Origin of the sequence: Micromonospora sp. NPDC048935, from assembly GCF_043197875.1 — a bacterium.
GTDB lineage: Bacteria > Actinomycetota > Actinomycetes > Mycobacteriales > Micromonosporaceae > Micromonospora.
Genome location: NZ_JBICTZ010000009.1, coordinates 37,095 through 56,555, shown reverse-complemented (window position 1 = coordinate 56,555; position 19,461 = coordinate 37,095). Strand labels below are relative to the sequence as shown.

Here is a 19,461-nt window from a genome sequence, read left to right as displayed (position 1 = left end):
GCCGGCGACGGGTGCGCACCACGCCGCCGGCCGCCGGGGCGGGTGCTCAGAACCGCGCGGGCTCGACGTTGGCGTCGGCGTCGTCGGGTTGCCCGTGCAGCGACTCCTCCACCCCGATCAGGTGGTTGGCCATGCGGATCCGGGCGCGTTCCGGGTCGCGTGCGACGAGGGCCTTGAGGATCGCGACGTGCTCGTCGTGGGTACGCCGGTCCGCGCCCTCCTCGTGCAGGCTCCGCCAGAGCCGGCCGCGCAGCGTGCGCCCGGCGAACGCCTCGATCAGACCGACGAGCACCGGATTGTCGGCGTGCACCGCGATGATCCGGTGGAACGCGATGTCGATCTCCATGATCCGTTCGTGCTCCTGCGGAGACCGTCCGGCGATCCGGGCCGCCTCGTCGAGCAACTCCGCCGCCTGGGCGAGGGCCTCGTCGGTGATCCTGGTCGCCGCCAGGCGGGCGGCCTCGCACTCCAGCAGTCGTCGGACGATGTGGATGTGCCGTGTGTCGCCCTGGCCCTGGAAATCCACCACGAAGCCCATCGGGGCCAGCAGTTGCGGCGCGTCGAGGTTGGTGACGTACGTGCCGTCACCCTGGCGGATGTTGACGATGCCGAGGATCGACAGGGCCGACATCCCCTCGCGCAGTGAACCCCGCGAGACGCCGAGCGACTCGGCCAGATCCTTCTCGATGGGCAGACGGTCCCCGGGCTTGAAACGCCCTTCGAGGATCATCCGCTTGATGCCGTTCACCACCTCGTCGGTGCGCGACATGACACCCCCTACCGGCCGGCGGGGGTGGCCGCCCCACCCGCGATCACGTACGCCGCCGGAGACGCCACGGTAGTCGGGTCCGTCCCCGTCCAGTAGTCGCCGTCGGGGAACCGGTAGAGCTCGACCGACTCGGGGCGCATCCGGGTGGAGTAGCCGGGCTGGTGCGGCAGGACGTAACCGCTGCCCGTGCCGGTGTCCCGGATGACGCACGGATCGGTGAAGTGCTCGTGCAGGTGGTCGACGAACTCGGTGACCCGGTTGGTGAGATCGCCCGAGATCGCGACGTAGTCGAGCACCGACACGTGCTGGACCATCTCGCACAGGCCGACACCGCCGGCGTGGGGGCACACGGGGATGTCGAACTTCGCGGCGAGCAGCAGCACGGCGACGATCTCGTTGATGCTGGCCAACCTGCCGGTGTCCAGTTGGCAGAAGTCGATGGCCCCGGCCTGGAACAGCTGCTTGAACATCACCCGGTTGTGGCAGTGCTCGCCGGTGGCGACGCCGATGGGCGCGACCGCGCGACGGACGGCGGCGTGGCCCAGGATGTCGTCGGGGCTGGTCGGCTCCTCGATCCACAGTGGCTCGAACTGGGCCAGGGCCTTGACCCACTCGATGGCCTGACCGACGTCCCACACCTGGTTGGCGTCGATCATCAGGTTGCGGTCCGGGCCGAGGATCTCTCGGGCGATGGCGCAGCGGCGGATGTCGTCGTCGAGGTCGGCGCCCACCTTGAGCTTGACGTAGCCGTAGCCGCTGTCGACCGCCTCCTGGCACAGCCGGCGCAGCTTGTCGTCGCCGTAGCCGAGCCAGCCGGCCGAGGTGGTGTAGGCGGGGTAGCCCGTCCGGTCGAGCTCGGCGAGACGGGCGGCCTTGGTGCTCTCCTTGGCGCGCAGGATGGCCAGCGCCTCGTCCCGGGTCAGCGCGTCGGACAGGTAGCGCAGGTCCGCGATGTCGACGAGTTGCTCGGGGGACATGTCGACGAGCAGCCGCCACAGCGGCTTGTCGGCGAGCCGGGCGACCAGGTCCCACGACGCGTTCAGCACGGCGGCCAGCGACAGGTGGACGACGCCCTTCTCCGGGCCGAGCCACCGCAGTTGGGAGTCGGAGGTGAGCAGGCGGTAGACGGCGCCCATGTCCGCCGCCATCGTCGCGACGTCCACGCCGACGAGGCGCTGTGCCTGATGGACCGCCGCCGCGACGACGATGTCGTTGCCGCGACCGATGGTGAAGGTCAGACCGTGGCCCGCGAGTGGCGCGCCCGTGCTGTCGACGCCGTCGGTGTGCAGGACGACGTAGGCCGCCGAGTAGTCGCCGTCCTTGTTCATGGCGTCGGAGCCGTCAGCGGTCAGGGAGGTGGGGAAGCGGACGTCCTCGATGGTGACGGCAGTGATCTGCGGCATGCGCTCCTCGCCCGGCTAGGCTAAAGATCAGATGATCTCTGGGAGTATACGGAGGGCTAATCCGGCACGTCAACGACGTCGATCACCCACGAATCCAAGACATCTAATGTATCGGTCCCGATGCGAATGTGTCAGCGTGCTGTCGCCCCGGTCGTCGCACCCGGCCCGCGGGCCTCGGCGGCGGCTGTGGCGACATGTGTGGCGCTGGTAGGCACCCTGCCGCGCGGCGGCTCGTCGTCGTTGCCGGAGTGTCGATGTGCGACCGGCAGGATTGAGAAATTGCCGCGCGGAGCTGATGGGCGCCCCGGAAGATTGGATGTCCACTTCACATTCTGACATTGACGGTCGGAAATAAATAGGGATCCTTACGTCTGAAGACTTAATACATCACACCTTTCCGCATGTCGGCACCTGCTCGATGTCGCGTCCGCACGGGTGTGTGCCGCCGCGCGGGCCGCGTTCGGCACGGGTCGCGCGCGCCCGTGACGACCATCACCCGTCACGGCGGCGACACGCCCGGCACCGACATGTGGGGTGTGACAACCGCAGCGTCCCTATATATGGTGTCGACGCAGCTGGTTCGGCCGCTCAACCCGAGCGGTCGAGGCAAGAGGGAACCCGGTGGAAATCCGGGACTGTCCCGCAGCGGTGAGTGGGAACGACAGCCGTCATGAGCACTGGGCCACCAATCGGTCTGGGAAGCGACGGCCAGTAGGAGACCGGCGAACCCGGTCGTGCCCGTGAGTCCGAAGACCTGCCAGCGCGCCGTGCACCCACATCCGGGTGGGCGGCGGTCCGAGGCCGCGTGGGACGGCCGACGCCACCTGACCCGCGCCTGCCCGGCGTGGCGTCCGACGGTGTCTGTCTCCGCGCGTCCGAAGGCCACCAGGTCTCGAACTCGCGAGGAGTGAGTGGTGACAGTCACCGAGGTAGTCCCGGCACACGGCGACGCGGCCCTGCGGCGGACGCCGATGCAGGTCCGCAAACGCGACGGCAGCACCGAGTCCGTGGATGTCAACAAGATCGTCCGGGCGGTCGAGCGGTGGGCCGACGACCTGACCGACGTCGACCCGCTGCGCGTCGCCACCCGCACGATCAGCGGGCTGTACGACGGCGCGACGACTGCCGAGCTGGACCGGCTGTCCATCCAGACCGCCGCCGAGATGATCGGTGAGGAACCGCAGTACTCCCGTCTCGCGGCCCGGCTGCTGGCCGGCTACGTCGACAAGGAAGTGCGTCGGCAGGGCGTCACCTCGTTCAGCGCGGCGATCCGGGTCGGGCACGCCGAGGGCCTGATCGGGAACGACACCGCCGCGTTCGTCGCCGCACACGCCGCGGTACTCGACGACGCCATCGACGCCGACGGCGACCGGAGGTTCGAGTACTTCGGCCTGCGCACCGTGTACGACAGGTACCTGCTGCGCCACCCCACCAGCCGGCTGGTGCTGGAGACCCCGCAGTACTGGCTGCTGCGGGTGGCCTGCGGGCTGTCCCAGACGCCGGACGAGGCGGTCGGCTTCTACCGGCTGATGTCCAGCCTGGCCTATCTGCCCAGCTCACCGACGTTGTTCAACTCCGGCACCCGGCACACCCAGATGTCCTCCTGCTACCTGGTCGACTCACCGCGCGACGAGTTGGACTCGATCTACCAGCGGTACGCCCAGGTCGCCAACCTGTCCAAGTTCGCCGGCGGCATCGGCATCGCGTACTCCCGGGTGCGGTCCCGGGGCGCGCTGATCCGCGGCACCAACGGACAGTCCAACGGGATCGTGCCGTGGCTGCGCACGCTGGACGCGAGCGTCGCCGCGGTCAACCAGGGTGGCCGGCGCAAGGGCGCGGCCTGCGTCTACCTGGAGCCGTGGCACCCGGACGTCGAGGAGTTCCTGCAACTGCGGGACAACACCGGCGAGGACGCCCGGCGCACCCACAACCTCAACCTGGCCAACTGGGTCCCGGACGAGTTCATGCGCCGGGTCGAGGCCGACGAGCTGTGGTCGCTGTTCGACCCGCACGAGGTGCCCGAGCTGCCCGACCTGTGGGGGGAGCGGTTCGACGCCGCGTACCGGGAGGCCGAGGCGCAGGGCCGTTACGTGCGGTAGGTCCCGGCGCGGGAGCTGTACGGCAAGATGATGCGCACCCTCGCCCAGACCGGCAACGGGTGGATGACGTTCAAGGACGCCGCGAACCGGCTGTGCAACCAGACCGCCGAGGACGGCAACGTGGTGCACCTGTCCAACCTGTGCACCGAGATCATCGAAGTGTCCAGTGACGCCGAGACCGCCGTGTGCAACCTCGGCTCGGTGAACCTCGCCGCGCACCTCACCGACGGCGGCATCGACTGGGACCGGCTGCGCGCCACGGTCCGTACCGCGGTGACCTTCCTCGACCGGGTCATCGACATCAACCACTACCCGACCGCGCAGGCGGCGGCGAGCAACCCCCGCTGGCGGCCGGTCGGGCTGGGGCTGATGGGCCTACAGGACGTCTTCTTCGCGCTGCGGCTGCCGTTCGACTCGCCGGCCGCGCGGGAGTTGTCCACCCGGATCAGCGAGGAGTTGTACCTGACCGCGCTGGAGACCTCCGCCGACCTGGCGCGTCGCTTCGGCGCGCACCCGGCGTACGCGCAGACCCGGGCCGCGCGGGGCCAGCTCCAACCCGACCTGTGGGGTGTCGAGGGTACGCAGACCGCGCGCTGGGCGGCGCTGCGGGAACGGGTCGCGGCGGACGGGTTGCGCAACTCGCTGCTGGTGGCGGTCGCCCCGACCGCGACCATCGCCTCGATCGCCGGGTGCTACGAGTGCATCGAGCCGCAGGTGTCCAACCTGTTCAAGCGCGAGACCCTGTCGGGGGAGTTCCTCCAGGTCAACACGGCCCTGGTCGGCGAGCTGAAGGCCCGCGGTCTGTGGACCGACCGGATCCGCTCGTCGATCAGGCGGGCGGAGGGCTCGGTGCAGGACATCGCGGAGTTGCCGGCCGAGGTCCGGGAGCTGTTCCGTACCGCGTGGGAGCTGCCGCAGCGGGCGCTTATCGACCTGGCGGCCGCCCGCGCCCCGTTCATCGACCAGTCTCAGTCGCTGAACCTGTTCCTGGCCGCGCCGACCATCGGCAAGCTCTCGTCGATGTACCTGTACGCCTGGAAGACCGGGCTGAAGTCCACGTACTACCTGCGTTCGCGCCCCGCCACGCGGATCCAGCAGGCCACCGTCGCGGTCGTCGCCCCGGTGGCGGCCGACGCGGCGGCGCTGGCCTGCTCGCTGGAGAACCCCGAGTCGTGCGAGGCCTGCCAGTGACAGCCGCCGACCCCACCACCGATGCCGGCACCACCGACACGAGGACCACGCACATGTTGCTCGACCCCGGGATGGACCTCACGCTCCGCCCGATGCGCTACCCGCACTTCTTCGACAGGTTCCGCGACGCGATCCGCAACACCTGGACGGTGGAGGAGGTCGACCTGCACGCCGACCTCGCGGACCTGGACAAACTGTCGCCGGCCGAGCGGCACCTGGTCAGCCGGCTGGTGGCGTTCTTCGCCACCGGTGACACCATCGTCGCCAACAACCTGGTGCTCAACCTCTACCAGCACGTCAACAGCCCGGAGGGTCGCCTCTACCTGTCCCGGCAGTTGTTCGAGGAGGCGGTGCACGTCCAGTTCTACCTCAACCTGCTCGACACGTACGTGCCGGACGAGACCGAGCGGTTCGCCGCCTTCGCGGCCATCGAGAACATCCCGTCGATCCGCCGTAAGGCCGAGTTCTGTTTCCGCTGGATCGACTCGCTGAACGACCTGCGCGAGCTGCGGACCCGCGACGACCGGCGGACGTTCCTGCTCAACCTGATCTGTTTCGCCGCCTGCATCGAGGGGTTGTTCTTCTACGGCGCCTTCGCCTACGTCTACTTCCTGCGTTCCCGCGGCCTGCTGCACGGCCTCGCCTCCGGCACCAACTGGGTGTTCCGCGACGAGTCCATGCACATGGCGTTCGCGTTCGACGTCGTCGACACCGCCCGCGCGGAGGAACCCGACCTGTTCGACGACGACCTCGCCGACCAGGTCCGGCAGATGCTCACCGAGGCCGTGGAGTGTGAGGTGCAGTTCGCCGAGGACCTGGTGGGTCAGGGGGTGCCCGGTCTGACGTTGGCCGACATGCGGGAGTACCTCCAGCACGTGGCCGACCGTCGCCTCGCCCAGCTCGGCCTCGCCCCGCACTACGGGTCGAGCAACCCGTTCGCCTTCATGGAGTTGCAGGACGTGCAGGAGCTGTCCAACTTCTTCGAGCGGCGGGTGTCGGCGTACCAGGTCGGGGTGGCCGGCACCGTCGCCTTCGACGACGACTTCTGACGACCGCGGCCCCGCGCCGCCCCTGAGGAACGCCCCGTCCGCGCCGATCTTGCAGTTTCAGTCGCCGATATGCGCACAATGCTCTCTTATGTCGCGACAGGAAGTGCAAGATCGCGGGGACGGGGCGGTCCGGGGGCCCGGCGTCGCTTGGTGAGCCACCGCATGACGTGCAGGGGGTGCGACGCCGGGTCCGGGATCGGGTGGAAGACGTGTTCCACCACGCCGTCGGCGATGATCAGGGTCAGTCGCTCGTAGACGGTCATGTCACCGGCGGTGCTGGTGGGCAGGTGCAGTGCGGTGGCCAGGGTCAGCCTCGGGTCGGGGATCAGCGGGTAGGGCAACCGCAGCCGGTGCGCGAGCTCCCGCTGGTACCCGGTCGACTGCGCGGACAGGCCGTACACCCGGGCCGCGCCGGCCGCGCGGAGTTCCGCGTGGTGGTCGCGGAACCAGGCGGCCTGCTCGGTGCTGCCCCGGGCGCCGTGGACCTCCAGCAGCCCGTTGGGCAGGTCGACACCCGGCCGCCCGGTCAGGGGGTACACGAAGATGACGCTGCGTCCGGCCCCGAGCGCGCCGAGATCGACCGGGCGGCCGTCGGTGCCGTAGAAGGACAGCCGTGGCAGGCTGGTTCCGACCAGTGCGGCGGGGTCGGTGCCGACCGTCGCACTGCCGGGCACGACCTGGGTCGCGGCCGCGTCGAGGCGGGCGTCCAGGGCGTCCCGCTGGGCGGTCAACCGACCGATCCGCTCCTGGAGGCCGGTGATGGTGCTGCGGTACGTGGCCACCGCCGCCGCGCACACGTCGGCCTCGTCGGCGCCACCGGCGATCGACTCGACGAACGGGCGGGTCTCCTCCACGGTGAGGCCGAGCGCCATCAACTCGCGGATCTGGGCCACCAGCCGCACCGCGATCGGGTCGTACTCCCGGTAGCCGTTGCCCAGCCTCCGGGGCACGACCAGCCCGGCCGACTCGTAGTACCGCAGCGCCCGGACCGTGGTCCCGGTCCGTCGTGCCAGCTCACCCACCCGCATCCCGCGACCCTAAACCCGCACCCCGGGGTACGGGTCAACGTGTCCATCGTCGCGGTGCCACCGCCGCCGTTTCCTGCCAGTCTGGCTGCGAAAAGGCATCGTGAGCAGGGAGTGTGTGATGACGGCAATCAGCCGGGTACGCGGTCGGCAGATCCTCGACAGCCGGGGCAACCCGACGGTGGAGGCCGACGTGGTGCTCACCGACGGGTCGACCGGCCGGGCCGCCGTGCCGTCCGGGGCGTCGACGGGGGCGAACGAGGCGGTCGAGCTGCGCGACGGAGACCACACGCGTTTCCACGGCAGGGGCGTCACGACGGCGGTCGCCGCGGTGAACGGCGCGATCGCCGACGCGGTGCGCGGGCTCGACGCGGAGGACCAGGCGCTGATCGACGAGACGATGATCGCTCTCGACGGCTCGAAGGACAAGGGCCGACTGGGCGCCAACGCGATCCTCGCGGTGTCCCTGGCGACGGCCAAGGCGGCGGCGTCGGCACACCGGCAGCCGCTCTACCGCTACGTCGGTGGTGTCGGGGCCCGCCTGCTGCCGGTGCCGATGATGAACATCATCAACGGCGGCGCGCACGCCGACAACCCGCTCGACTTCCAGGAGTTCATGATCGCCCCGGTCGGGGCGCGGACGTTCGCCGAGGCGGTCCGGATGGGTTCGGAGGTCTTCCACACGCTCAGGGCGTCTCTCGCCGCGGCCGGGCACAGCACCAACGTCGGTGACGAGGGTGGCTTCGCGCCGACCGTCACGGACGCCGACGAGGCGCTGCGTTTCGTGTTGCGCGCCATCGAGGACGCCGGGTACGAGCCCGGCACCGACATCACGATCTGTCTCGACCCGGCCAGCTCGGAATTCTTCCGCGGTGGCGTCTACGACTACGTCGGCGAGGGGCGTCAGCGCACCGTCGAGGAGCACATCGACTACCTGTTGGACCTCATCGCCCGATACCCGATCAGCTCGATCGAGGACCCGATGGCCGAGGACGACTTCGCCGGGTGGAAGCGGCTGACCGCGTCGGCGGGGGAGCGGGTGCAGTTGGTCGGCGACGACGTCTTCTGCACCGACGTCGACCGGCTGCGCGACGGGATCGAGGGCGGTTACGCCAACGCGATCCTGGTCAAGGTCAACCAGATCGGCACGCTCACCGAGACCCTCGCCACCGTGGACGCCGCCCACAAGGCGGGCTACCGGGTGGTCCTGTCACACCGCTCCGGCGAGACCGAGGACACCACGATCGCCGACCTGGCCGTGGGCGTCGGCTGTGGCCAGATCAAGACCGGCTCGCTGTCGCGCTCCGACCGCACAGCCAAGTACAACCAGCTAATCCGCATCGAAGAGGAGCTGAGCGACCGAGCCGTCTACGCAGGCTGCCACTAAAACGCACCCCCCCACCCGCGCGATCTTGCACTTTCTGTCCCCATATAAAGCACATTCCAGGCGTTTCGGCGACACAAACTGCAAGATCGCGTGGGTGGGGGGCTTGAGGGGCGGATCTAGGTTCGAGAGTGCCACCGCTCGCCACCCGTAACGGTGATGGCGTCAGGACGGTCTCTGATCTCCTCCGAAGGGAACCTGCTGATGGCTGACATCACCGTGCGACCCATGACCGACGCCGACGCCGACCGGGTCCTGGCGATCTACCAGGTGGGCCTCGACACCGGCAACGCCAGCTTCGAGGTCACCGCCCCCACCTGGGCGGCCTTCGACGCGGCGCGGTTGCCCGGGCACCGCTTCGTGGCTGTCGACCGCGACGGCGGCACCGTCGGCTGGATCGCCGTCTCGCCGACCTCGACCCGCGCCGTCTACGCCGGCGTGGTCGAGCACTCCGTCTACGTCGACCCGGCCGCCCAGGGCCGTGGCGTCGCCCGCCTGCTGCTGGACGCACTGATCACCTCCACCGAGGCGGCCGGCATCTGGACCATCCAGTCCGGGATCTTCCCGGAGAACACCGCCAGCCTCACGCTGCACAAGCGGGCCGGGTTCCGCGTGATCGGCGTACGCGAGCGGGTCGGCCGTCACCACGACCGTTGGCGCGACGTCGTCCTGCTGGAACGCCGCAGTCCGGTCATCACCTGACGAACCCACGGCACTCCTGCCGGGCCACCACCAGGAGGAGTCACCCGATGAACGCGTCCGGCCCGAGGGGCGAAGCCGACGCGACGGCGTACCCGGAACACGCCCTGCGGGACGTGCTCGGCGCCGACCGGGACGGGTTCGTTGGTCGGCACACCCTTATGGTGGGCGCCGGTCACTCGGCCGCGAACACCCTGGCCACCGATTCCGCGGGGGACGAGCACCGTCACCGTCGGCGGGCGCAGGCGACACACGTCCGCGCCGACGGGCGGGCGACGAGCCGTTCGGCGGGGATCGGTCGGAAGCACCGTTCGCAGATGCCGTAGCTGCCCTCGTCGATCCGCCGCAGCGCGACGTCCAACTCGGCCAGGCGTCGGCGGGCCGCGTCCAGGACGGCGGTGAGCTGCGCGCGTTCGAAGGCGATCGTGCTGCCCTCGGGGTCGTGCTCGTCGTCGGCGTTCGACGACCGGGATGCCTCGAAGAGGCTGCGCAGGTCACCGTCCAGGGCGGTGGCCTGCGCCTCGGTCTCCTGGCGTAGTCGCAGCAGTGCCTCGCGAACCGCGCTGGAGTTGCTGGTCATGACCACTCACCGTACTGCGGAATGACCGTGGTCACATCGCTGGGCATTTCGAGACGACTGGTCATATCGTGATGGGGTCAGCCAGTACCCGAGCGAAGGAGCGTCACGACATGCCACGACCCAAGTCGCCGGCCTCCGCCGGGACCAGGCAGCGATTGTCCGACGCCGCGTTGGATCTGTTCCATCTGCGTGGCTACAACGGGACGAGCGTTCAGGACATCGTCGCCGCAGCCGGGGCGCCCAAGGGCACCTTCTACAACCACTTCGCCAGCAAGGAAGATCTCGCCCTCGACTCGGTGGCGAGATACTCGGCGGCGATGGGGCTGGAGATGCTGGACGAGAAGTGGGGCGGAACGCCGCGCGAGCGGATCGTCGGCCATCTCCGCTACATCACCGGCCTCGGCGACACCATGGGGGACCGCGGGTGTCTGCTCGGCAACTTCGCCAGTGAGATCCCGGCGCACAGCGACGTTCTGCGCGCCGCCGTGGACGCCGGCTTCGGCCGTTGGGTCGCCACGCTCGCCGGGGCGATCGAGCAGGCGCGCGCTGCCGGTGAGCTGCACGGTGACGAGCCCGCCGGTGACCTGGCCGGCTTCATCGTCTCCAGCTACGAGGGTGCGGCGGCGCGGGCGAAGGCCTCCGGTGACCTGACTGCCCTCCGCGAGTTCCTCACGATCACCACGACGCGGATCCTCACCTGATCCGCGTCGGTCCCCACCCACGCTGACGCGCGCCCCAGGCCAACCGCCGCAGCGCTTGTCAGTTACAAGACGACCGGTCGTACTTCTTCGACCGGATCCCATCACCCACGTTGAGGAGTGCGACATGAGCACGTACCTGATCAACCACCTGCGTATCCCCGGCGGTGTGCCGACCGAGGAGTCCCTGCGTTACCTGGAGCAGGTGCAGGCCACCACCGAGCCGTACGGCGCCAAGTGGCTCGTCATGGACGCCGAGGTGCAGGTCCTTGAGGGCAGTTGGCCCGGCTCGGTCGTGCTGATCGAGTTCCCGGACGCGGAGACCGCCAGGACCTGGTACAACTCGCCCGAGTACCAGGCCATCCTGTCGCTGCGCGTCGAGCACACCATCAACGACCTGATCCTGGTGGACTCCGTGGGCCCGGACTTCACGGTGGCCGGCTACGCGGGTCAGATCCGGACCCTGCTCGGCCAGTGACAGTCGCTCGCTGAACCGCCGTCCGGCGATCCCCGCGCATGCCGTGGCGTGCGCGGGGATCGCCCACCTGACGGTGCAGGTGTGCGGGGCGGAGAGCGCGGCGCCTCGTCGGGCCGGAGGCCCAGCCGTACCGGCCGGTCGCGCGGCAGCAGGTCGACGAAGCTGCCCTCACCGAGCACGGAGCCGTCGACACCATCCGAAAGGGAGTACGGAGCACGAGCATCGGATCACCGTCTGGTGCGGGTGCCCTCCCGGTGCGGCCGGCCGTGCCCGTCGTCCCGGTCGATCCGCAACTCGCGCTCCAACTCGGCGATGACCGCCCGCAGGTCGTCCAGCCGTTGGGTGAGCGCGATGCGGTCCACCTCGTCCGGTACGCCGTCGCCGTCCTCGTCGTAGTCGGGGGCCAGTCGTTCGGTCATCTCCAGCCGGCGTGCCTCCTCCATCGAGTTGACGATGACGGCGATGAGGATGTTGAGCAGCAGGTTGACGGTGATGACCACGTAGCTGACGTAGTAGAGCAGCGTCCACGGTGAGATGGCCATGCCCTGCTCGATGAGGTCCGGCAGCGTCTCCAGCGACAGCAGCACGAACAACGTCAGCAGCGACCTGCCGATGTCGCCGTACTCGTCCGGGTACCTGCTGCCGAAGATCAGCCAGCCGGCCATGCCGTAGACGTAGAGCGTCACCACGGCCAGGGCGAGGAACCCGGTGACGCCCGGCAGGCTGCGCCACAGCGCGGAGACGATGGTCCGCAGGCCCGGCGAGAACCGCACCAGCCGCACCATCCGGGCGACCCGCACGACCCGCAGCAGCGCGGGGTCGCCGTGCAGGCCCGGTATGAAGATCGCGGCGATCACCACGAAGTCGAAGACGTTCCAGCCGTGCCGGAAGAAGTCCTGTGGACGCCTGCCGTACGCCGCCAGCCGGACGCCGATCTCGACGACGAAGACGGCCCGGAAGAGCAGCTCCAGCCAGTGCAGTGCGGTACCCGCCGGAGTCAGGTCGTCGTACGTCTCCAGGCCGAGGACGACCCCGTTGGCGAGGATGACCACCACGATGGCGATCTCGAAGGGGCGTGAGCCGGCGAGCCGGGCGCAGTGCGCTGCCCAACGGGATCGATGCCGCTCGGGTGGGCCCGGCTCACGCCGCTGGGCGGGCATGGGGCTGGCGGGCATGCCCGCCAGCCTAGCCAAGATCAATGATCGCGGGCGACCGTGCGATCCACTCAGGCGTGGCTCGTCCGCTCCGGCGTCACCGGGGGCGGAGGGAAGAAAGCGGCCGTTCCCGATCGAGCATCAGCAGTCGCGGTACCCGTACACCCGCGGCGGTGCGGGCCGCACGGCTGATGGCGAACAGGTCCGCCCGCAGGAGGCTGCGCCGCGCAGCAGCCGGCTCGTTGCTGGATGCCGTCGCCCGGACGGGGCTCTCCGACGGTGTCCCGTGCCCGTGGGGGTGTGCCCTGCCCGCCTCAGGCATGCAGTGTCTCGCGGGGTGGCACGCCGTAGCTGGCGTGGTAGCGGGCGGTGAACCTGCTGTGGCTGGCGAATCCCCATCGGCTGGCGATGGCCGACACCGTCTCCTGCCGGGGGTCGGCGCGCAGCAGGTCGTGGTGCGCCCGAGCGAGCCGGATCCGACGCAGGTACGCCATCGGGGTGGTGCCACGATGACGACGGAAGGCCAGTTGCACCGCCCGCAGGGAGACGCCGGCGGCGGCGGCGACGTCGGCCGCGCTGATGTCCCGGTCGGCGTACTCCTCCATGAAGGTGATCGCTCGTCGCAACGTTGTGGTGCTGGCGTCGTGTCGGTCGGCGGCGGTCGGTTCGGTGAACGCGGTGTTCGGAAAGACCGCGAGCGCCGCCGCGGCGAGCATCCGCGCGGCGTTGCCGATCACCAGCGGTTGCGCGCTGGCGGTCGGGCTGTTCAACACGACATCGCTGACGAAGCTTGTGGTGTTTCGCCACTGCCGGGCGAGCGCCGCGTCGGCGGGACCCAGGTCGGTGAATCGGATCCGACCGGGCCGCCGCCCCGGCGCGGCGGTGGCGACCTGTTCCAGAACCGACAGATCGAGTACGCAGAGCTCCACCTCGCCGGGATGCCAGCGTACGGTGCAGGGCTCCTCCGGTTTGGTGACGAGGAAGACCTCACCGGGGCCGAACCGGTTGGCCGAGCCGGCACAGACGCGGTCGACGCGGGCGGTGCGGGTACGGCCGAGGACCAGCCCGTCGAGGGTGGTGGCGCCGATGTCGAGTTGCCCGGTCTGGCGGGTGGTCGCCAGGGCGAAGGGGCCGGCGTCGACGCGGTGATGAGTGAGTCGAAACCTGTTCCTGCTGTGCAGGCGCAGTCTCGGGTCGTACGTGGAGGACAGGAACTCGTGAATCGCCACCGGGTCACGGCTGTCGAACTGTCGGGTCTGCACGGGTGTTGACGTCATCCGCTGTCTCCGTCCGGTGGAGGTACCGCCGGGGGGTGAACTGGTGCCGAGGGCCGGGTCGGGACGTGCCGGGGTGTTCGGCGGTGACCCGGTGTGTGACTGGCCGGCGGTGCAGTGAGGTGGAACGTCGCGAGCGGGACGGCAGCGACCGGTGGAGGTGGCATCGGGTCAGGTCAATGGCGGGATATCTGTCGATGGGAATGTCACCATACGACAACCGCCGTCGGTCGTCTGACGAATCGCCGAGGTGTGTCGGCAGCCGGACTTCGCTTTCCGACTAACCCGTCGGCGGATTCTGCGTCTGCTGTCCTAGCCATCGTCGTGGGCGACAGCGAAATCTTGTTCATGATTCTCCGGGGCGCCGCCGGGCGATCGGGCCGCCGCCGGGTGACTGGCCTACGAAAGGGTGAGCCTTGGACAGTACCGATCCTGACCGCGTCGTTCGACTGGCCGTGGCGGAGGCGCTGGCGCGGGTGGCCGACGGGGACAGCCTGGGGCTGGGCGAGAGCGACGCGGTGGAGCGCCTCGGGGCCGATCTGCGCGAGGTGGTGCGCCGCGCGCTCGACAACCGGGTGCCGCTGACCACACCGGGCTTCGTCGACCTCTGCCGTGATCTTGGTCTGAGTCGTGAGGCGTTCGACCTGCTGGGGCACTACCTGATGACCGCGTTGCTGACCCACCACGTGGGGCCGGACGCCCTGATCCGCGTCGGCGTGCTGCTCGGCACCGTCGGGCGTTACCTGCCGGGTGCCCGCCCGGTCGCGCACCGCAACGGAGGCCCGGTGCCGCGCCGACGCGACGTGCGCGCGGACAACAGCGTCGTCGGCCGGTACCGCCGCTCGAAGCTGCCCGAGCACCTTCCCAGCCCACCGAGCTGGACCTGCACCGGATGTGGGCGTGAGTGGCCCTGCGCCACGAAGCAGAGCCAACTGCTGGCCGAGTTCGGTGGCGCTCGCACCGCCCTGGCGGTCTACCTGGGCTCCTGCCTCGTCGCCGCCGCCCAGGATCTGCCCACCGTGCCGCTGCCCCGGGTCCGGCTCCGGTTTCTCGGTTGGCTGCCCCGCGCCCGGCTCTGAGCAGGCCGCCCGGCCGCCTGGGGACCTCTTGTCCGGCACCGGGTCCGCCGCGGGCACTAGGCTGAACGAGCATCGATTCGACGGAGTCTGATGCGTGTGTCACTCCCCGGGAGGACATTGATGACATTAACGCCGCTGTCCGGTGGCACCCGCGCACGGGTCGCCGCCGTCCTGGTCGGCCTGCTGGTGGCGGCACTACCCGCGACCCCGGTGGTCGCGTCTGCCCGGGCAGCCGCCCCGGCGGCGGCCGAGACGGCGACCCGGCACCACCCCCGTCCGCCGCACGTGGTGGGCGACGAGACCGTTCCGGCCTACTCCTACGCCGACGCGATCCGGGAGAGCGTCTGGGTCCAGACCCGCGCCGACAGTGACGGCGACGGGGTGCCCGACCGGGTGGCGGTGGACCTCGTCCGGCCCCGGGAGGCCGCCGCCGCCGGGGTGCGGGTGCCGGTCATCATGGACGCCTCCCCGTACTACCTCTGCTGTGGTCGGGGCAACGAGGGCGAGCGTAAGACGTACGACGCGGCTGGCGTGATCGCCAAGGTCCCGCTCTTCTACGACAACTACTTCGTCCCACGCGGGTACGCTTTCGCCGCCGTGGACCTGGCCGGCACCGCCCGGTCGACCGGCTGTGAGGACGTCGGCGGCCCGGCCGAGGTGGGCAGCGCCACGGCGGTGATCGACTGGCTCAACGGGCGGGCTCTCGCGTACGACGCCGCAGGGCGGCCGGTAAGCGCCGCCTGGAGCACCGGGCAGGTCGGCATGATCGGCAAGTCGTGGGACGGTTCGGTCGCCAACGGCGTCGCCGCCACCGGCGTGCCGGGGCTGGCCACCATCGTGCCGGTCTCGGCGATCTCCAGCTGGTACGACTACATGCGCTACCAGGGGTCACTTGTCGCCACCGACTACCCCGGTTACCTGCACTCGGACGTCAGCGGGCGCCCCGAGGCGGCCTGCGCGCAGGTGCTGGCCCGCCTGCGCGCGGACAGCGCCGAGGAGACCGGTGACTACAACGGGTTCTGGGCGCGGCGCGACTACCGGCCCTCGGCCGACCGGGTCCGGGCCAGTGTCTTCCTGGCGCACGGCCTCAACGACCTGAACGTCACGACCAACCAGTTCGCCGGTTGGTGGCAGGAGTTGGCCGAGCAGGGTGTGCCCCGCAAGCTCTGGCTGCACCAGACCGGCCACCAGGACCCGTTCGACGTTCGACGCGCCGAGTGGGTGGCCGCCCTGCACCGCTGGTTCGACTACTGGTTGCAGGGGCTGCCCAACGGGGTGATGGACGAGCCGCGGGTCGACCTGGAGACCGCGCCGGGCACCTGGACGACCCAGCGCGACTGGCCCGCCCCCGGCACCCGGGACGTGCGGGTGCCCCTCGGCGTCGGCGACGGCGTGACCGGCACCCTCGGCGGGCGTGGTGCGCGGCCGGGTCAGGAGCGGGCGTACGTCGACGAGTCGCTGTTCGAGGACGAGCTGGTCGCCGCGCCGAGCACCGCGACCGCCGGGCGGTTGGTCTTCCTGTCCGGCGCGCTGACCAGCGCCTTGCGCATCTCCGGCAGCCCGTCGGTGCGGCTGCGGGTCCGGGTGGACCGGCCGACCACCCAGCTGACCGCCCGGCTTGTCGACTACGGCACCGCCGAGCGGGTGTCGCTCGCCGGTGCGGGGGGCGTGCGGACGCTGGACACCGAGTCCTGCTGGGGTGCCTCCACCGACGTCGACGACGCCTGTTACCGGGACACCGAGGAGGTCACCGAGGTCTCCGACCACGCCGTCTTGGCCCGGGGGTGGCTCGACGCCGCGCACCACCGTTCGCTGCGGTTCACCACGCCGCTGCGGCCGGACCGCTGGTACACGGTGACCATCCCGCTCAACGCGTACGACGCGGTGGTGCCCGCCGGGCACGTACTCGGTCTGGTGCTCGGTCAGAGCGACCCGCAGTTCACCGACACCACCGACCGCGACGCCACCGTTCGCGTCGACCTCGGCCGCAGTGCGCTGACCCTGCCGGTCGCCGGCCGGGCCGGACTGCCCGCCGTCGATGTCGCACCGCCGGTGGTGACCGCACCGGTCGACCCGTCGGCCGCCCGGAGGTCCCACGACACCCGGCAGGTGCCCTGACCGGCCGGGCACACCCTGCGGTCGAGGTGTGACCCGCTGCCATCGTCAACTGGTCCTTTGGCTGGTCAGGCCGGGGTGTTCATCGTGGGCCCGCTCTCCGTACGACGGATGTTCACGACGTTCTTCGAGGCTCCTTGATCGAAAGAGCATTCGCTTGATCGAGGAGAGGCCCCAGGTGCGAGACAAGCAACCCGAAGAGACCGAGCACACGCAGTTGTCCCGGCGCAAGCTGGTCAAGTACGCGGGCGTCGGCGCGACGCTGGCCGCGGCCAGCCCGCTGGTCGGTGCCGGCGCGGCGTGGGCCGACGAGGACCGTCGGCCCGGCGACGGCCGGGGCAACTCCACGAGCCGGGTGTGGCGTGCCGGTGACCACCACGTCCACTCCGAGTACAGCGGCGAGTTCGACACCACGAAGAGCCCGATCGTCTTCCACAAGGGCGCCGACGCGGTCTACCCGATCGTCACTAACGCCATCATGGCGAAGAACTTCGGCCTGACCTGGGCCATGTGCACCGACCATGGTGGACCGACGCACTCCAAGGTGAACATCGAGCAGGCCTACCCCGACCTGCTGCGGTCGCGCAAGCTGGTCCCCGAGGTGCTCCAGTTCTGGGGGATGGAGTTCGACGCGCCCTCGCTGGACCATCACACGCTGATGATCCCGCGCCACGACGACGAGGCGAAGCAGCTCTTCGAGTTGGAGAGCCGGTTCGCCAAGTACGATGCGTTCCCCACCGACCCGGCCCGCGACACCGAGGCCAAGATGGTGGAGTTCCTCAAGGTCGCCCGGGGCATGCCGCACAAGCCGTTGGTGATCGCCCACCACGCGTCCCGTTCGGCGCCCGGGCTCGGCGTCTACGGCCAGGACACCCCGCGGGAGTTCCGCAACGGCAACAACGCCGCACCGGACGTCTACATCGGCTTCGAGGGCGCACCCGGCCACCAGGCCGGCCCGCTCAACGGTGGCAAGCGGGGCGGGTACGGCAACCACCCCACCTACGGCGGCTTCGACCAGATGACCGCCCGGGTCGGCGGACTGTGGGACTCGCTGCTCGGTGAGGGGCGGCGTTGGTGGATCACCGCGACGTCCGACTCGCACGTGCACTGGACGCGCGGCGGCTCCGACTTCTGGCCGGGCGAGTACAGCAAGACGTACGTGCACGCCCGGCAGGACTACGGCGACATCATGGACGGTCTGCGCAACGGTCGGATCTTCGTCACCACCGGCGACCTGATCCGCAACCTCGACGTCACCGCCAGGTCCCAGGGCAGGACCGCCGAGGTGGGCGAGACCATCACGGTCAGCCGTCGTAGCCGCACCGATGTCGAGATCGAGGTCAGGTTCCGTCCGCCGGGCGGCCTGAACGCGAACGGGGACCGCCCCGAGGTCCGTCGGGTCGACCTGATCGTCGGTCAGATCACCGGCCCGAGCGCCAACCTGGACGCCGACACCAACCCCACCACGAAGGTGGTGGCCCGCTTCGGCCCGCGCGACTGGCGTCGCCAGGGCGAGGACTACGTCATCCGGCACACGCTGCGCAACGTCGAGTCCGACACCTACGCGCGGGTGCGGGGCACCAGCACCGACGAGGCCGAGCCGCTCGCCGACGGGCTGGAGAGCCCGTGGGACGACCTGTGGTTCTACTCGAACCCGGTGTTCGTGCACGTGCGCTGATCCCACGCGCCGGCGGCACCGCGGGTCCGGCCGGCTCCGCTCGACGTACCACGTCGGGGGAGCCGGCCGGGCCCGCGTCGCGTTCCCCTCCCGGGGGCGGCCGTTCCTGGTGTCAGTCGGCGCTGCGCCGACGGCCTCGGGCGGTGGCGGCCCGGGTGGCGGTCTGTGCCGGCGCGGGTTGCACCTGCGACACCACCTCGCACAGGTCACGCAGCGGGTCCATCGCCTGGGCCGAGCAGGCGACCCGCTGGAGCAGTGCCCGCAGCGTCTCCGACTCGGTCGGCGTGAGCGCCCCCAACAGGTGTGACTCGACGTGCCGCAGCGCCACGCGCCGTTGCTCCCAGGCGGCGCGGCCGACGTCGGTGACGTCGACCAGCCGGTTGCGCCGGTCGGCCGGGTCGGCCCGACGGGCGACGAACCCGGGCCGTTCCAGGTCGTCGATCAGGTACGTGAGGACGGTGCGGTCGATACCGAGCTCCTCCGCGATCGCACCCTGGTTTCGGGCCGGACCGGTGCTCGCCGCGGTGAGCACCTGGTAGCCGCGGGGGCCGCCGGGGAAGTCGCTGAGCGCGTGCTCGGCGGCCCGGACGTAGCCACGGAAGACGACCCCGAGCATCCAGCCCAGGTCGTCGTCGAGCGGATCGGGCCGGTCCGGTCGGTCAGGGGCACCCGTCATCCCCCGACAATAGCGCAGTGACGAAGACCTTGTTGGCAGAAGATGTTCTGCGTGACATAAGGTTGACGGCAGGCGCATCGTTCGAGGCGTCGCGTGACACTCGGGAGGCT

At 70.3% G+C, this 19,461-nt stretch carries 15 protein-coding genes, 1 pseudogene and 1 riboswitch; of the genes and pseudogenes, 9 read left to right on the top strand and 7 right to left on the bottom strand.

Features of this window, described 5'->3' with window-relative positions; all coding sequences use genetic code 11:
- Positions 1-46: 46 nt before the first annotated feature.
- Positions 47-769, bottom strand: coding sequence for a FadR/GntR family transcriptional regulator (locus ACGFIW_RS23930; RefSeq protein WP_393319625.1), 723 nt, complete (start codon positions 767-769; stop codon positions 47-49).
- A gap of 8 nt (positions 770-777) precedes the next feature.
- The gene (locus ACGFIW_RS23925) at positions 778-2,172 is read right to left on the bottom strand and encodes an enolase C-terminal domain-like protein (RefSeq protein WP_393319622.1); all 1,395 of its coding nucleotides are present in this window, start codon (positions 2,170-2,172) and stop codon (positions 778-780) included.
- Between the two features lie 559 nt (positions 2,173-2,731).
- A riboswitch (cobalamin riboswitch) is annotated at positions 2,732-2,949 on the top strand.
- A gap of 194 nt (positions 2,950-3,143) precedes the next feature.
- Between ACGFIW_RS23925 and ACGFIW_RS23920 the strand changes: the two are divergent.
- Together ACGFIW_RS23920 and ACGFIW_RS23915 are read left to right on the top strand one after the other, a co-directional pair.
- Positions 3,144-5,462, top strand: a pseudogene (locus ACGFIW_RS23920) (ribonucleoside-diphosphate reductase subunit alpha).
- Positions 5,463-5,515: 53 nt separating this feature from the next.
- Entirely contained in the window at positions 5,516-6,511 is a 996-nt protein-coding gene (locus ACGFIW_RS23915) for a ribonucleotide-diphosphate reductase subunit beta (protein WP_357559711.1), read from the top strand.
- Between the two features lie 86 nt (positions 6,512-6,597).
- Here the strand turns inward: ACGFIW_RS23915 and ACGFIW_RS23910 are convergent, their stop codons facing one another.
- Positions 6,598-7,539 (bottom strand): MerR family transcriptional regulator, encoded by a 942-nt coding sequence (locus ACGFIW_RS23910; protein WP_393319619.1) that lies wholly within the window; start codon positions 7,537-7,539, stop codon positions 6,598-6,600.
- A 118-nt stretch (positions 7,540-7,657) separates the two neighbouring features.
- Here ACGFIW_RS23910 and eno point away from each other — a divergent pair, with 118 nt between their 5' ends.
- Positions 7,658-8,923, top strand: a complete 1,266-nt coding sequence (gene eno / locus ACGFIW_RS23905; protein WP_393319617.1) for a phosphopyruvate hydratase — start codon at positions 7,658-7,660, stop codon at positions 8,921-8,923.
- Positions 8,924-9,124: 201 nt separating this feature from the next.
- Positions 9,125-9,622: a GNAT family N-acetyltransferase gene (locus ACGFIW_RS23900; protein ID WP_393319614.1), complete on the top strand. Its 498-nt coding sequence runs from the start codon at positions 9,125-9,127 to the stop codon at positions 9,620-9,622.
- A 223-nt stretch (positions 9,623-9,845) separates the two neighbouring features.
- Here ACGFIW_RS23900 and ACGFIW_RS23895 read toward each other — a convergent pair whose 3' ends face one another.
- Positions 9,846-10,199, bottom strand: coding sequence for a TraR/DksA family transcriptional regulator (locus tag ACGFIW_RS23895; protein ID WP_393319611.1), 354 nt, complete (start codon positions 10,197-10,199; stop codon positions 9,846-9,848).
- A 110-nt stretch (positions 10,200-10,309) separates the two neighbouring features.
- Between ACGFIW_RS23895 and ACGFIW_RS23890 the strand changes: the two genes are divergently transcribed.
- On the top strand, positions 10,310-10,900 hold the full coding sequence (locus ACGFIW_RS23890; RefSeq protein ID WP_393319608.1) for a TetR/AcrR family transcriptional regulator: 591 nt from the start codon (positions 10,310-10,312) through the stop codon (positions 10,898-10,900).
- A gap of 124 nt (positions 10,901-11,024) precedes the next feature.
- Positions 11,025-11,375 (top strand): DUF1330 domain-containing protein, encoded by a 351-nt coding sequence (locus ACGFIW_RS23885; RefSeq protein WP_393319605.1) that lies wholly within the window; start codon positions 11,025-11,027, stop codon positions 11,373-11,375.
- Between the two features lie 227 nt (positions 11,376-11,602).
- Here the strand turns inward: ACGFIW_RS23885 and ACGFIW_RS23880 are convergent, their stop codons facing one another.
- Both ACGFIW_RS23880 and ACGFIW_RS23875 read right to left on the bottom strand, forming a co-directional pair.
- Positions 11,603-12,550 (bottom strand): ion transporter, encoded by a 948-nt coding sequence (locus ACGFIW_RS23880; protein ID WP_393319603.1) that lies wholly within the window; start codon positions 12,548-12,550, stop codon positions 11,603-11,605.
- Between the two features lie 293 nt (positions 12,551-12,843).
- Positions 12,844-13,806 carry an AraC family transcriptional regulator gene (locus ACGFIW_RS23875; RefSeq protein WP_393319600.1) on the bottom strand — a complete coding sequence of 321 codons (963 nt, stop codon included), beginning with the start codon at positions 13,804-13,806 and terminating at the stop codon, positions 12,844-12,846.
- Positions 13,807-14,219: 413 nt separating this feature from the next.
- On the opposite strand from ACGFIW_RS23875, the gene ACGFIW_RS23870 reads away from it, so the two are divergent.
- The 3 genes from ACGFIW_RS23870 (at position 14,220) to ACGFIW_RS23860 (ending at position 18,675) form a co-directional block, all read left to right on the top strand.
- Positions 14,220-14,882, top strand: a complete 663-nt coding sequence (locus ACGFIW_RS23870; protein WP_393319597.1) for a hypothetical protein — start codon at positions 14,220-14,222, stop codon at positions 14,880-14,882.
- Positions 14,883-15,002: 120 nt separating this feature from the next.
- Positions 15,003-17,000 carry a Xaa-Pro dipeptidyl-peptidase gene (locus ACGFIW_RS23865; RefSeq protein ID WP_393319594.1) on the top strand — a complete coding sequence of 666 codons (1,998 nt, stop codon included), beginning with the start codon at positions 15,003-15,005 and terminating at the stop codon, positions 16,998-17,000.
- Between the two features lie 175 nt (positions 17,001-17,175).
- Positions 17,176-18,675: a phosphoesterase gene (locus tag ACGFIW_RS23860; RefSeq protein WP_393319592.1), complete on the top strand. Its 1,500-nt coding sequence runs from the start codon at positions 17,176-17,178 to the stop codon at positions 18,673-18,675.
- Positions 18,676-18,787: 112 nt separating this feature from the next.
- On the opposite strand, the gene ACGFIW_RS23855 is transcribed toward ACGFIW_RS23860, so the two are convergent.
- Positions 18,788-19,351, bottom strand: coding sequence for a MarR family winged helix-turn-helix transcriptional regulator (locus tag ACGFIW_RS23855; RefSeq protein WP_393319589.1), 564 nt, complete (start codon positions 19,349-19,351; stop codon positions 18,788-18,790).
- Positions 19,352-19,461 lie beyond the last annotated feature (110 nt).